Consider the following 12,336-nt stretch of genomic DNA (forward strand, 5'->3'; position numbering starts at 1 on the left):
CATCCGAAAGGAAGATCTTGAGCTTAATAAGGCACTCTCTTTACGAGCAGAAGGAGATTTAGCAGGCTCGAACAAGCTGCTTGTACAATTGGCTGCTAAGGAGCCTACCAATGCCTCTATACATTATCAATGTGCCTGGAGCTTTGACGTGCTTGGGGAAGAGGCAAGCGCTGTCCCTTATTATGAACGGGCAATAGAGCTTGGATTACCGAGGAATGAGCTAGAGGGGGCACTGGTTGGCCTTGGAAGCACTTATCGAACTTTAGGTAGATACGAGGAATCACAGCAGGTGCTTCAACGAGGCATTCATGAGTTTCCAAACAATAAAGTCATCCCTATCTTTTTGGCGATGACCTACTATAATTTAGAAAAAGCAGACATGGCGATGGAAATTCTATTAAAGACGATAGCCACAACCTCTAACGACGAGGAAATACATAAGTATCACAAAGCCATCCATTTTTATGCCGATAAGCTTGATAATGTTTGGGATTAGTAGAGCTTGATTTAGAAGAGGAGAAGAACATGATTGAATTACGGAAAATAACAGGGGATAACATAGACGAAGTAATAGCACTTGAAGTGGATGAAAACCAGGAAGACTTTATAACAACGACTAATCTCAAAAGCTTTGCAGATGCTCATATGTTAAACGGAGACGATATACCAGCGACTCCTTATGGGGTTTATGCTGATGAAGTGGCGATTGGATTTTTGATGTATATCTATGACACTTTGGATCATGAATCATTTGAAAAGGAAGCTTTTTATGGGAAGAAGAGCTATTTTATTTGGCATATGATGATAGATAAGCGTTTTCAGGGGAAAGGATATGGCAAACTTGCTTTTGAAAAAATGCTGATAGAAATAGAAGCTAAGCCGAATGGGGAAGCGGACTATGTCACCCTCTTTTATCACACAAGTAATGTCATAGCTAAAGCATTATACGAGTCATTTGGTTTTATAGATACTGGTATCATACAAGATCATTCGATGTTGGCTATTAAAAGTCTAGATAGAAAATTATAAATTTAAAAGGTAAAAGGCAGTAGTTTTCTTTCGGGAAATCATACTGCCGTTTTCTATGGAAGATAGAATAGTGATTATAGATAAGGGGGAGCGAGGTTGAATATACATATACCAATGCTTCAAGGGAAAAGCAACTATAAAAAAATTGAAACGGGCTATTCGAACGATGAAAAATGGATAGTCGATGATACTTATCTCGTTCGGATAACGCCAAACAGCTTAGAAACAATTAAACAGCAGGCTAATCTCATCAATGAAGTGCATGAGATGGATCCTCGTATTCCCTTTGTCTATGAGGTAGGAGAAGTAGCAGGGAATAATTATATGATTCTTGACTATCTATCTGGTGAAAACGCGGAAGTGGCTTTACCCAAATTGGCGGCTGCAGATCAATATCGAATTGGTGGCCAGGTCGGTGAGACATTAAAAAATATGCATAGTATAGCTGCTCCTTCCGATTATCCTGCTTGGGATAAAAGATGGACAGAAAGATACCATAGACTCAAACTCAGCTTTGAATCCATAGTAAGCGATAACCCTAGCTATCAAAGCGTCCTGCCTTTTATTGATGAAAATATTTCGTTACTCGCCAATCGTCCAAGTGCTATACAGCATTATGATTTTCATCCAGGTAATGTGCTGATTAATGGTATGGAATTTTCCGGATTAATCGATCTTCAAAAAATAACCTATGGGGATCCGATCAACGAATTTTATAAGCTAGAATATTTTACGGTACAGCAAAGTCGAGATTTCGCTTGCGGAATAGTAGACGGCTATCATCATTATCAGCCTATCCCAATAGAATTTTGGGAACTACACCGACTATATGCAGCCATCCATATCGTTTCTGCTGAAGTTTGGGGTCATATTGGAGCATTGGAGCAGAAGGACAAGTTCCAACAGTATACCAAATTTACATTGGAGCAGTTTGAGCATTTCCAACGGCTCATTCCTAAATGGTATACAAAAACCAGATGAATTGGACCTAGTATTTCCCAAAATATCTGTTTACAATTAGCACTAGATACTAAATTGAGAATCATAGGGGAATAAAACATGTATACATTCACAAAAAATTTAGCAAAGCTTATTATTCGTTCGATTGGAAACGTAGAAGTAAAGAATGAGCATCTCTTACCGAAGGAGCAAGGATATTTGGTCACCTGCCCACATACTGGATGGCTAGAGATTGTCATATTGGGGATTGTGCTACCACGACCGGTACACTTCATGGCAAAGAAGGAGCTTTTTAAAAACAAGCTCATCGGCTATTTCTTACACAAAATTAATGCCTTCCCTGTAGATCGGTCAAATCCTTCTCCAAGCAGTATTAAGATACCAGTAAAGCTTTTAAAGAATGGAGAGGTAGTTGGAATATTTCCAAATGGCACTAGGGCTTCAGAGGGTACACCGTTGAAAAGAGGTGCAGTGACTATTGCGAATCTTGCAAGGCAGCCGATCGTTCCTGCCTATTACGAGGGACCAAAAACATTAAAAGAATTTTGGAAAGTAAAGAAAGCAACCATCATTTTTGGTGAGCCAATGTACATAAAGGTAGAAAAGAAGGAGCAGCTGACAGAATATACAGAGAGGTTAAACGAGATAACAAGTAGCCTAGGCAGAAGTCTTGTGAAAAACTAGGTCTAGAGACGTAGTGTAAATCACGCTAGCGGTCGATTTAATTATTCCTTTATTTACATATAATGGACTTAAGAATAGAAAGGGGAGGATGAGGATGAATATGAGAAAGGTCATCATCCTGGCAGTAGGAATTTTGGTACTTGGCGCAGGGCTAAATATATTTTTTAGCATAAGAGATAGTGTGGTGGATGCTGAAGATGAAATAACCCTAACGGACAATTTTGAGAATATCGAAATATTGGTGGAGAATGCATCGGTCAATATATACCCAACCTCAGATTCTACTACAACTGTAAAATTTGAAGGGAAAATGAGGAGTAAATCAAGGTATAAGTTCACCGCTGATGTTCGGAAAGATACACTTCAAGTGGAGCTGACGGATAGAAAATGGTTCAATATCGGAATTAATTTTACTCCTTTTAGCAATAAGCTAGATGTATATGTACCTGAGAAGACTTATAAAAAAATACTGGCGGAAAGTGAAAATGGAGCATTGAGTGTAGAAGACATAGAGGCGGAGGAAATTCATTTTCAAACAAACAATGGGCGGATTTATTTCAAAGAAGTAGAAAGTAAAGTTTATGCAAATACACATAATGGCCGTATTCATTTGGAACATGTTGATGGAGACATTGAGGCTATGACGAATAATGGTCGTATCGAGCTCCATACAAAAATCCTCAATCATGATATCAATCTAAAAACCGATAATGGAAGAATATTGATTGAAACCGAAGAAGAGCCTACAAACGCAACAATTGAAGCAGATACGGACAATGGAAAAATAAGAGTGTATGGACATTCCAATAAGCACACTGTTTTTGGAAAAGGGAAGAGTAAGGTAACAATCGAAACCGATAATGGAAGTATTACGGTAAAATAAGGTATAGACAAAGTGAATGAAGAGCACATATGATTCTATTTGATGATTAGAATCACATGTGCTTTACTTTGAGTTTAAAAACATGGTGATGGTAGATATGTTATTATAGGTTTATATCATATTTTAAACGTGAACGGACTTCATTCACGTTTAAAACATTGGATACATCGTTTATAGGCGTTTAGAAAAGAGGTGCGTTGTGCCACAATATAAAATTTTTGTTAAAGAAGGTCCTTTGAAGAAAGAATTGTATGTATCAAATTCATCTAATGAACGGATTTGGCATTTAAAAAGTCACGATTCTATACTTAAAAAGGCTATAAATTTTAATCTTCGTGTTAAATTACCTTCTGTCTATTTTATTCACAATGATGACAAAGTTCTTTACCAATATATGAAAAACTCTAAACGTGAGCGTGTAATTATTAGAAATGATGAGAACTCAAAATTTAATATTGATTATTCAAAACATTTAGGAGACAAATATTTCAAATGGTCCAAGGGCGAATTTGAACTATATTCATCTTATCAAACAACTGTTCATATTAAAAAACATCAAAAAATAATTGGCTCTATCGAATTCAGTCAAACTAATTCGAATTTGAAAGGGACAGAGGATGTTATTGAAATTCGACTAGTTGAGGACATTGGGAAAGAACTTCCTATTATTATTCTTTTATATGTGAATGAATTTTATCAAGAACGAATTGGTGGACGACTTTACTGATTAAAATAATATAGAATATATTTAAATATCATTAGATAATGGGATTTAAAATACATACTTAAAAGAGCCTGGGACAAAACAATAGAACAGCACTTCAGACTTTATATTTGATGAAATCGTAAGTGCCTCTTTATTTTAAGTCGTGAGGTTCTTCACTGCGCCGGGTGCTTTCCGCGGGCACGGCTCGAGCCTGTAGTCTCTCCCTCGTGCGTTACCGCAGGAGTCACCGGCGCTGTTCCGAACCATTGGTGCTACCTTCAAAAAATAAATCTTGATAAGAATCTTGTAAAAAGAACGTGTAACAATTCATAAATAATTGTTTTGTACCATTCTTTTTCATTTAAAAATTCGGTTCTGTCCCAGCCTCTTTTTATGTAATTTTGTTATAACTAATATCAGTAATAACAAATGTCACTAAGCACAGTGTTCTTTAGAGCATTATAACCAATGTTTATAACCACTATTAAAAACAACATTTAAATTTAACAGAGCCAAAAACATAATAAAAAGCCCTTGCAAGAATATCCCCAAGTATTTAAGAAAAATGTATCAGCAGATCCTTCAACTCATCTATCACAAAATCATACTCTGGTGCCTCGCTGAATCCATACCTTGCATAAACAAAAGGTATTCCTGCATATCTAGCTGCCTTTAAATCACCTTCTGTATCTCCTACATATATAGGGTTCTTCAATTTATTCCTTTTAATTATCAGATTAATATTTTCTCCTTTAGATAGACCTGTTCTGCCCGGATTTTCAAAATCTAAGAAGTATTTGTCCAAGTGATGATAGTGATAAAATGATTCTATGTATCCCTCTTGGCAGTTACTAACGATAAATAGCTTGTATTTCTTTGAAAGCTCTTTTAACACATCTTCTAGATTGTCATAAAGCTGACCGCCTTGTTGTTTAAGGTAAAATTGCTCCTCGTTATTCCAATCCTCAAGCAATTTATCTCTCAAATCATCATCCAAAGAAGGAAACAGCTTTTTACTTATGTCAGGTAATTGTAGTCCCATGGTTCCTTCCAAATCTGTGCGAGTTAATTTTCTCTTCAGTTCAGGAAACTTATTAATACTCTTATTCCAAGCAAATAATACGGTGTCGATGGAATCCCATAAGGTGCCGTCTAAATCGAAGATAATACTATCGACTTCTATGTTCATTATCCTCTTTCCTCCTTTGTGAAATGAGTTTGTATGTAAGTCTTTATTATATCAGAACAACTTTAGTGTCTGATAACAATAAAGCATAGTATGAATTAATGTAGATTGAAAATTTTTGCTCTTAGAATCCCAATGAATAATATGGATAAATATGTTAATATGATAATCAAGATATGAAATAATTTATACGTAGAAGTGAATGGGTAGATATAGAGGGGGAAAGCAATTGAAGAAGCATTTAGTACTTATATTAATATTTACCCTATTACTGTTAGTTGGTTGTAGTGATAAGGAGCAAGTGAAAACAGATTCACCAATGAATACTGCTTTCTTTATGAAGTATCAAATTGATAGTCGAAATTACGAGGCATTTCAGAAGCTATTCTATGATGGTACAGAGGATACAATTTCAAAAGATGAGTTTGATCAATTCAAAGAAATCTCGACAGCTGGAGCAAATTTTAAAGACTTCGAACTAATCACCATGGACAACGGAGAAATGTTGCTGGTTGAATTTGCACCTCTTCTAGAAGATCAATCAGAAGACAAAATCGTAAACGTTAAACTTGTCCCGGAAGAAATGAGAGCTTTGTTTTCTAACTGAATCTTCCGTTAGAAAACGTGATGAATAACTTTATTTAGCTTTAAAATCGGTGTCCAGTAAATCACACTTATAAGCGATGAGGTATTGTTATGAAAGTGAGATTGTTTTTACTATTTATTGTCGTATTATTTACTGCCGCTTGTAGTCAAGAAGCTCATAATGAACAGCACGAAGTATATTTATCAAACAAAGAATGGAATATTAAAGAGTCAACCGAAGTTGAAACTTATATATTAGATATGCCTGATGAAGTGCTTAGTAATTATGAAGCGAGTGGGATAACATTTTTGAGCGAGTATTTAGGTGAGGAAGTTACAGAGTATTCATACGAGTTAAAAGAAAAGGATATCGAAGGAAAACATTTGAAAGCATTCATATTAGAATTAGAAGGTAAAATTATTGGAAGTTATGGAGTTCTTCCAAGCTGGGACCCAGGTCTTTTTAATTTGGATGATAAAGAACGTCTTATCAATGAACAAATAATTAAGCAATAAGAACCTACACTGGTTAGAATAAAGATCATCTTCAACTAATATAGGCTTTAGTTGAAGATGAGAAGAATAGCAAATTAAACAGAAAACGCTCAATTTAAACTATTGAGCGTTTTTGCTTACCGTGTACATTGTTACCCTAAGCTTTCGAATAACTTGTATTCCTTATCGCTAAGGTTATAGCGATTGACAAAAAAACTATACCAGCCCCATAGCCGACAACAGTAGAAATCGAAAACACATTTTGGAGGGACATTCCTCCCATGATTGATGCAACAAATAAGAACAGAAACAAAATCACAAAATTCTTCTTCATCACTACTCACCCCTTTTGTTATTATTATACTATTAAGAATACTTTAAGCAAATCGAAGGGGGGGAGGTTTGTTGGGAACGAAAAAGGACTTTGAGGAGAAAATCATAGGTGCATTTGGGGACGAAGGTGCCAAATGGTTAGAAGGACTAAATGAGACGGTGAACTACTATATACATAAATGGAAGCTGGTATCCGAAGGGCCGGTAGAAAACCTCTCCTATAATTATGTATTACGTGTTAGGGACCAGGGAAACAGGCCACTCATTCTGAAGCTTGGGGTGCCTAACTTTGATTTTGCGAATGAATGCAGGACGTTACAATTTTATGATGGGACCAGCTGTGTCCAGGTAATAAAGGAAGATGCATTGAATGGTGCGTTTCTACTGGAGAGGATAGAACCAGGGAACATGCTTCTCGATTTAGAGGAGGAGGTGGCTGTAAAAGAGTTTGCAAAGGTATGGAAAAAAATAAGAAGGCCAATGCAATCCAATCAGGATTTTCCGCTTATCCAGGATTGGTTTCATGCATTAGACCGTTACTTACTAACATATCCTGAGAATAACGGACCGCTTCCAAATGAGCAGGTAGAGCAGGCAAAAATGCTAGCTCATGACATCCTTTATCACACAGGTGATTTACACCTTCTGCACGGAGACCTACATCACCAAAACATCCTTTATTCTGATAAGTATGGTTGGACAGTCATTGATCCAAAGGGCGTTATCGGTGACAGCTATTTTGATTTGATATCCTTTCTGGTCAATGAGCTGCTTCATCAATCCTCTCCAAGAGAAGTACTGAAAAGAAGAGTCGATATTTTAGTGGAGGAGCTGAACCTTGATAGAGAAAGACTGCTACTTACCGGCTTTGTAATGAGTACCCTGTATGCTTGCTGGGGGTTAGATGATAAATCCGATTGGCATCAAGCTAATCAATGTACGAAATGGTTTCAACAATTTCTTCATGAAAATGAGTAAATTCCCCTAGGACGAATTCTGTTTGAAGAAGCATATTATAGGGAACAGTTATGTACATTGTACTAAGGGGTGATAGTATGAGTGTACAGCTGCAATACAACGGTTATGTTTTACTTTATAGCTACTTACAAAGATTATATGTAAGCGAAAAAGTTAACACCATGCTTGGGAACGGAGAAATAAAGGATGAAAAACTGGAATCCTTAAAGCTTCTGCTAAACGACCTGGGAGAAATAGGTACTTATTTTCAAGTAAATAAATCTTTGTCCGAGGAATATAAAGATTACCTTATCGGATTAACGGACAAGATACGTGGTTTTACAGATGATTATAAAAAACAAATTACTGACGCTAAGACAGCTAGGGACTATATCCCTTTGGTTGCCTCTACTTTATATGCAGAGGATCATGTGAACAATGGAATTGTCAATATGGGAAGGCTCTTTAACCCTGAGATAGCAGATCGATATATGCAAAAGATCCCGTACTTTAGACAACGGATAGGCTGGATTAACTCTATTGTATATAAGGTAGGGGAAGGGAAGTCTTTAACGGACGAAGAAACGGATCAACTAAAGAACGTTTTTTCTACTGTTTATCAGGTAAGGGATGGAATCGATAAAGATTTTGCTACTATCAAAGCATATATGTCCACTTAATTATCCTCTTAATCAGGGGATTTTTTTTATACAAATAAAAAACGTTCCCAAATACATATTTGGGAACTATAATAGATAGTATGAAAATTACCTCATAGGAGGGTGAAAATGACATCTAAGACACCGCGTATTTTAAAGGATTTCTTGGTCTATTTAACGACGATCAAAGGGAAATCCTTGCGCACAAGGAAGGAATATGAATACGATTTGCTATTATTTTTCCGTTTTCTAAAAGGAATAGAAGAGGATATAGAAGTTTCAAATAAGATGGATATAAGTGAGATAGATATTGAATGGATAAGAAAGGTGACCCTAGAGGATATTTATCTATTTTTAGAGTTCTGTGAGGTACAAAGAAAAAATAGCGCGGCATCCAGAGCAAGAAAAGCAGCGACATTAAAGTCGTTCTTTAAATATTTAAAGGGAAAGAGAAGGCTACTGGATTACAATCCCGCTGAAGAATTAGAGTCACCAAAAATCGGAAAGAGAAAGCCAGTCTATTTAGATTTGAAGGAAGCGGAAGTATTCCTGACAGGCATCAAGCAAAACAGTCATTATCATCGCAATTATTGCATGGTCATGCTGTTTCTGAATCTAGGCTTACGTGTAACCGAGTTATGCAGCCTAAATATGGATTCAATTCAAGACAACGTTCTCCATGTTACCGGTAAAGGAGACAAGGAGCGAACAGTATTCTTAAACCAAGCATGTAAGGAAGCCCTACAAGCGTACATAGAAAAGGAAAGAAAGCCAGGTAACGGTGAGCAGGATGCACTTTTCTTATCACAGAAGGGAACAAGACTTACCCGACAAGCAGTGGCAAGAATTATTAAGAAAATCAATGAAGAATCTGGGTTAGGGAAGCAAAAAATTACTCCCCATAAGCTAAGACATACGAGCGCAACGCTTATGTACCGTAGTGGAGCGGATATCCGTAGCCTTCAGCATATTCTTGGCCATACAAGTGTATCTACCACTCAGATTTACACCCATGTAGAGAATAAAGAGATCCAACAAGTCATTGATAATAATCCATTCAATAAATTGATTACACATAATAATATTATGTAAACTTAAATTGTGCTTGTTTTCTGACGAATGCCCCGATACACTATTCAAAAGGGGGAAATAGTATGTTTACATATCCATTAGATGACAAGACCTATTTAAAGCTGTTAGATCCGAGAGATGCCGAAGAACTTTATCAGCTAACGATTAATTCGAAGGAAACTCTTCGTGAATGGCTACCGTTTATAGACTATACAAAGACGGTTGAGGACACAGAAAACTTTATTAAATCAACCATGCAGCAGTTTGCCAATAACAATGGCATTCAGTGTGCGATTTGGTATGATGGGAAAATTGCCGGAGTAATCGGCTTCCATGCAATCAACTGGAGCAACAAATCCACTAGTATTGGCTACTGGCTAGGAAATGACTTTGTAGGGTTAGGTCTAATGACAAAGGCAGTAAAAGCGTTCGTGGATTACGCCTTAAAAGAGCTTAAACTAAACAGGGTCGAAATTAGAGCGGCTGTAGAGAATAAGAAAAGTCGTGCCATCCCTGAAAGACTAGGCTTCACAGAGGAAGGCCGTATCAGACAATCCGAATGGCTATATGATCACTACGTGGATCATGTCGTATATGGCATGCTGGCTGACGAATGGATGAAATAGTTTAAGAAAGTACTATAGTTATGTTCTGTTACTGAAAGTAAGTATGGGTGACTTGTCTTTAAAAGGATTAGTCACCTTTTATATAGAAGAAAGACAATCAGTTTGGGGAAGAGAACACGGAAACCTATATATTAGAGGCTTTTTAGGAGGCATTCTCGTTGCGACATATACTTTTTGTTTTCTTATCACTTAGTACAATTGTAGCTTTTTATTTGCTGTTAGATGTCTTTACTAAAACGGCCATTATTCATTTATTTATGTTCATTTTAATTGGCGTATTGGGTTTTCTAATTCAAAAAAAATTATATAATTTCTTTGTTCTAGAATTTATATTTATATACAAAGGAAAAGAAATTCAATTACCAAAAGCGTTAAAAGTGGTACGAGATACAGGTATGGAACTAGCTTTTATCTTAATTTTAGCTGCGTTTGGGATTAATCCAATTCTGGATATTATTGAAGCGAATAAGCCGTCATTTTCCATCAATTTCTTTTATATTGAACTAGCAATGACTTCTGTTAGTATTGCACTCTTGCCGACGATACTTTATTGTTATTATTACTTTTGGAGGCATCTATATGATAGTAAAAAAGGGGAGCTAAAATAATAGCTACTCTTTGTATGCTTAGAAATATGCTTTTTGGAACGCTTAAAAGATTAAATAAACATTAAAGGTGAATAAACAAATGACACTTGCTGAAGCAAAGGAAATAATTAAGAACGAGATGCTAACACGTTTCAATTGGTTTGATGAACATCCATTAAGAGAAAATGAAGTAGGAATCAAAGCTGATGGTAATGAATGGATTGTTTATGTAACTGATGAAAGAGCTAGTGTGGTTTCTGGTTCTATTAAGAAATTTATTAATGAAAGTGAAGCTTTAGACAAATTTATAAAAAGATTAAGAACAGAAAAAATATTATTTTAGTTTTTATAGCAACTACCTATGATACATATCTATCAGAATAGGAAAGGAGACATAATTTGCATGAGCTTTATTGTCTCCTCGTTTGTTTTTATTCAGATCAAGTTATAACAATTAGTTGTGGATACTTTCATACTTTAACCATTCATCAATCTCAGCTTTTAAAAAGAGTGTTTGATTATCTAGTCTGATGTAGGGGATAAATCGATACGTATCATAAGAGCTCATGCTTGCTTTCGTTAATGAATCCTCATTTATAATATTCTGTATTGATTTTTCGCTTATCTGTAGATATTCGGACAGTTGAGCTAGGGTCATAACATCAGATATTGTATGAGAGGTTGGTTGCGAGTGAATTTCTTCGCTTCCTTTATGTGAAAAAGTATCACGAATAATAAAACTAGAGACAATGATGGATACTCCCAGAATCAAAGCAACAAAGATATTAGTGAATTGTTTCATTTTTATCACCTCATGTATATTAAAAGATTTCTTCTTTCCTAACTTTGTATATTTTACAATTTGTCTGTTTCTCAAAATATAAGAAAAGGGTGTGTCTCCAGTAGCTGGAAGGAAGGAAGAAAATAAACCAAGCCTTGTAAAATCGGCACGAGCACAATCGAAATGGATTAAAAGTAAACTAAAAAAATCGAGAGGGATATGAAGTTGGAACGCAAGGGACACCAAAATTGAATGGATGGGCATACAAGTAATCAAACGAATCATTCTTCAAGGTCGCTGTACAATATGTCCAAAAATGAGCTGGGAAACTGTTCCTAGCTCATTTTTTATATCTTTTCTCTCCAATAAACGCTAATCCAAAAACTTTAATTTAATGACATCCTGCTTTTCATTGAATGTTATCGTGATTGTATATGTATCCTCTTTATAAGTTTCCAAATTAGCAGTACCGATTAAAAAGGAAAGGACATTATCGTCGAGTTTGGTAATCATATCAGCTGCATTACCAAGGAGGACTCCATCTCTACCTTGAAATTCAATGTCTATATTACTTAGATCTTTGGGCGATAATTGGACATCTTTAGATTCCATTTCAACCCAATTAACTTTTTTCTCCTCATACAATTCAGGATCGTAAATATAACTTACATTCCAAAATTCTCCTTCACCATAAAAGATAGCCTCGTCTTCCAAAACAGTTTGTTCGTTAGATGAACAGGCTGTTAGACTTATTAAAAGAACAATTCCTAACAACAATAGATTTCGCTTCATAT

At 35.8% G+C, this 12,336-nt stretch carries 18 protein-coding genes; 14 read left to right on the top strand and 4 right to left on the bottom strand.

The annotated features are described in order from the left end of the window. Position 1 precedes the first annotated feature (1 nt). The 6 genes from AC1VU3_RS03270 to AC1VU3_RS03295 all read left to right on the top strand — a co-directional run bounded on the left by AC1VU3_RS03270 (position 2) and on the right by AC1VU3_RS03295 (position 4,283). Entirely contained in the window at positions 2–496 is a 495-nt protein-coding gene (locus tag AC1VU3_RS03270; RefSeq protein WP_480388106.1) for a tetratricopeptide repeat protein, read from the top strand. A gap of 29 nt (positions 497–525) precedes the next feature. Then, the gene (locus tag AC1VU3_RS03275; RefSeq protein ID WP_482982742.1) at positions 526–1,029 is read left to right on the top strand and encodes a GNAT family N-acetyltransferase; all 504 of its coding nucleotides are present in this window, start codon (positions 526–528) and stop codon (positions 1,027–1,029) included. Positions 1,030–1,125: 96 nt separating this feature from the next. Continuing rightward, positions 1,126–2,010, top strand: coding sequence for a phosphotransferase (locus tag AC1VU3_RS03280; protein WP_482982743.1), 885 nt, complete (start codon positions 1,126–1,128; stop codon positions 2,008–2,010). A 78-nt stretch (positions 2,011–2,088) separates the two neighbouring features. Further along, positions 2,089–2,673: a lysophospholipid acyltransferase family protein gene (locus tag AC1VU3_RS03285; protein ID WP_480387877.1), complete on the top strand. Its 585-nt coding sequence runs from the start codon at positions 2,089–2,091 to the stop codon at positions 2,671–2,673. 94 nt (positions 2,674–2,767) lie between these two features. Further along, positions 2,768–3,556: a DUF4097 family beta strand repeat-containing protein gene (locus AC1VU3_RS03290; protein ID WP_480387878.1), complete on the top strand. Its 789-nt coding sequence runs from the start codon at positions 2,768–2,770 to the stop codon at positions 3,554–3,556. Between the two features lie 199 nt (positions 3,557–3,755). Then, positions 3,756–4,283, top strand: a complete 528-nt coding sequence (locus tag AC1VU3_RS03295) for a hypothetical protein (protein ID WP_482982744.1) — start codon at positions 3,756–3,758, stop codon at positions 4,281–4,283. 535 nt (positions 4,284–4,818) lie between these two features. Here the strand turns inward: AC1VU3_RS03295 and AC1VU3_RS03300 are convergent. Next, on the bottom strand, positions 4,819–5,451 hold the full coding sequence (locus tag AC1VU3_RS03300; protein WP_482982745.1) for an HAD family hydrolase: 633 nt from the start codon (positions 5,449–5,451) through the stop codon (positions 4,819–4,821). A 226-nt stretch (positions 5,452–5,677) separates the two neighbouring features. Here AC1VU3_RS03300 and AC1VU3_RS03305 point away from each other — a divergent pair, with 226 nt between their 5' ends. Further along, positions 5,678–6,055: a hypothetical protein gene (locus AC1VU3_RS03305; protein WP_482982746.1), complete on the top strand. Its 378-nt coding sequence runs from the start codon at positions 5,678–5,680 to the stop codon at positions 6,053–6,055. A gap of 89 nt (positions 6,056–6,144) precedes the next feature. Continuing rightward, positions 6,145–6,549, top strand: coding sequence for a hypothetical protein (locus AC1VU3_RS03310; RefSeq protein WP_480387880.1), 405 nt, complete (start codon positions 6,145–6,147; stop codon positions 6,547–6,549). Between the two features lie 136 nt (positions 6,550–6,685). Here the strand turns inward: AC1VU3_RS03310 and AC1VU3_RS03315 are convergent, their stop codons facing one another. Continuing rightward, positions 6,686–6,862 carry a hypothetical protein gene (locus AC1VU3_RS03315; protein WP_480387881.1) on the bottom strand — a complete coding sequence of 59 codons (177 nt, stop codon included), beginning with the start codon at positions 6,860–6,862 and terminating at the stop codon, positions 6,686–6,688. A gap of 71 nt (positions 6,863–6,933) precedes the next feature. Here AC1VU3_RS03315 and AC1VU3_RS03320 point away from each other — a divergent pair, with 71 nt between their 5' ends. The 6 genes from AC1VU3_RS03320 to AC1VU3_RS03345 all read left to right on the top strand — a co-directional run bounded on the left by AC1VU3_RS03320 (position 6,934) and on the right by AC1VU3_RS03345 (position 11,104). Beyond that, a complete protein-coding gene (locus AC1VU3_RS03320) occupies positions 6,934–7,839 on the top strand; it encodes an aminoglycoside phosphotransferase family protein (protein WP_482982747.1) in 906 nt (301 codons plus the stop codon). 77 nt (positions 7,840–7,916) lie between these two features. Beyond that, complete coding sequence (locus tag AC1VU3_RS03325) at positions 7,917–8,498, top strand: hypothetical protein (protein WP_482982748.1); 582 nt, start codon at positions 7,917–7,919, stop codon at positions 8,496–8,498. A gap of 108 nt (positions 8,499–8,606) precedes the next feature. Next, the gene (locus AC1VU3_RS03330) at positions 8,607–9,569 is read left to right on the top strand and encodes a tyrosine recombinase XerC (RefSeq protein ID WP_482982749.1); all 963 of its coding nucleotides are present in this window, start codon (positions 8,607–8,609) and stop codon (positions 9,567–9,569) included. A 62-nt stretch (positions 9,570–9,631) separates the two neighbouring features. Further along, positions 9,632–10,174 carry a GNAT family N-acetyltransferase gene (locus tag AC1VU3_RS03335; protein WP_480387885.1) on the top strand — a complete coding sequence of 181 codons (543 nt, stop codon included), beginning with the start codon at positions 9,632–9,634 and terminating at the stop codon, positions 10,172–10,174. Between the two features lie 158 nt (positions 10,175–10,332). Further along, entirely contained in the window at positions 10,333–10,782 is a 450-nt protein-coding gene (locus AC1VU3_RS03340) for a hypothetical protein (protein ID WP_480387886.1), read from the top strand. Positions 10,783–10,861: 79 nt separating this feature from the next. Further along, entirely contained in the window at positions 10,862–11,104 is a 243-nt protein-coding gene (locus AC1VU3_RS03345) for an Imm59 family immunity protein (RefSeq protein ID WP_482982750.1), read from the top strand. A gap of 111 nt (positions 11,105–11,215) precedes the next feature. Here AC1VU3_RS03345 and AC1VU3_RS03350 read toward each other — a convergent pair whose 3' ends face one another. Together AC1VU3_RS03350 and AC1VU3_RS03355 are read right to left on the bottom strand one after the other, a co-directional pair. Beyond that, positions 11,216–11,563 (bottom strand): helix-turn-helix domain-containing protein, encoded by a 348-nt coding sequence (locus tag AC1VU3_RS03350; RefSeq protein WP_480387888.1) that lies wholly within the window; start codon positions 11,561–11,563, stop codon positions 11,216–11,218. A gap of 351 nt (positions 11,564–11,914) precedes the next feature. Continuing rightward, positions 11,915–12,334, bottom strand: a complete 420-nt coding sequence (locus tag AC1VU3_RS03355) for a hypothetical protein (RefSeq protein ID WP_480387889.1) — start codon at positions 12,332–12,334, stop codon at positions 11,915–11,917. Positions 12,335–12,336: the final 2 nt, after the last annotated feature.

It is taken from the genome of Psychrobacillus sp. Z16_25, from assembly GCF_056856695.1.

Bases quoted from the DNA above. Each gene is read 5' to 3' on its own strand.
- AC1VU3_RS03275 (WP_482982742.1), top strand. From the start codon at position 526: ATGATTGAATTACGGAAAATAACAGGGGATAACATAGACGAAGTAATA.
- AC1VU3_RS03285 (WP_480387877.1), top strand. From the start codon at position 2,089: ATGTATACATTCACAAAAAATTTAGCAAAGCTTATTATTCGTTCGATT.
- AC1VU3_RS03290 (WP_480387878.1), top strand. From the start codon at position 2,768: ATGAATATGAGAAAGGTCATCATCCTGGCAGTAGGAATTTTGGTACTT.
- AC1VU3_RS03300 (WP_482982745.1), bottom strand. From the start codon at position 5,451: ATGAACATAGAAGTCGATAGTATTATCTTCGATTTAGACGGCACCTTA.
- AC1VU3_RS03310 (WP_480387880.1), top strand. From the start codon at position 6,145: ATGAAAGTGAGATTGTTTTTACTATTTATTGTCGTATTATTTACTGCC.
- AC1VU3_RS03315 (WP_480387881.1), bottom strand. From the start codon at position 6,862: ATGAAGAAGAATTTTGTGATTTTGTTTCTGTTCTTATTTGTTGCATCA.
- AC1VU3_RS03325 (WP_482982748.1), top strand. From the start codon at position 7,917: ATGAGTGTACAGCTGCAATACAACGGTTATGTTTTACTTTATAGCTAC.
- AC1VU3_RS03330 (WP_482982749.1), top strand. From the start codon at position 8,607: ATGACATCTAAGACACCGCGTATTTTAAAGGATTTCTTGGTCTATTTA.
- AC1VU3_RS03335 (WP_480387885.1), top strand. From the start codon at position 9,632: ATGTTTACATATCCATTAGATGACAAGACCTATTTAAAGCTGTTAGAT.
- AC1VU3_RS03345 (WP_482982750.1), top strand. From the start codon at position 10,862: ATGACACTTGCTGAAGCAAAGGAAATAATTAAGAACGAGATGCTAACA.
- AC1VU3_RS03350 (WP_480387888.1), bottom strand. From the start codon at position 11,563: ATGAAACAATTCACTAATATCTTTGTTGCTTTGATTCTGGGAGTATCC.
- AC1VU3_RS03355 (WP_480387889.1), bottom strand. From the start codon at position 12,334: ATGAAGCGAAATCTATTGTTGTTAGGAATTGTTCTTTTAATAAGTCTA.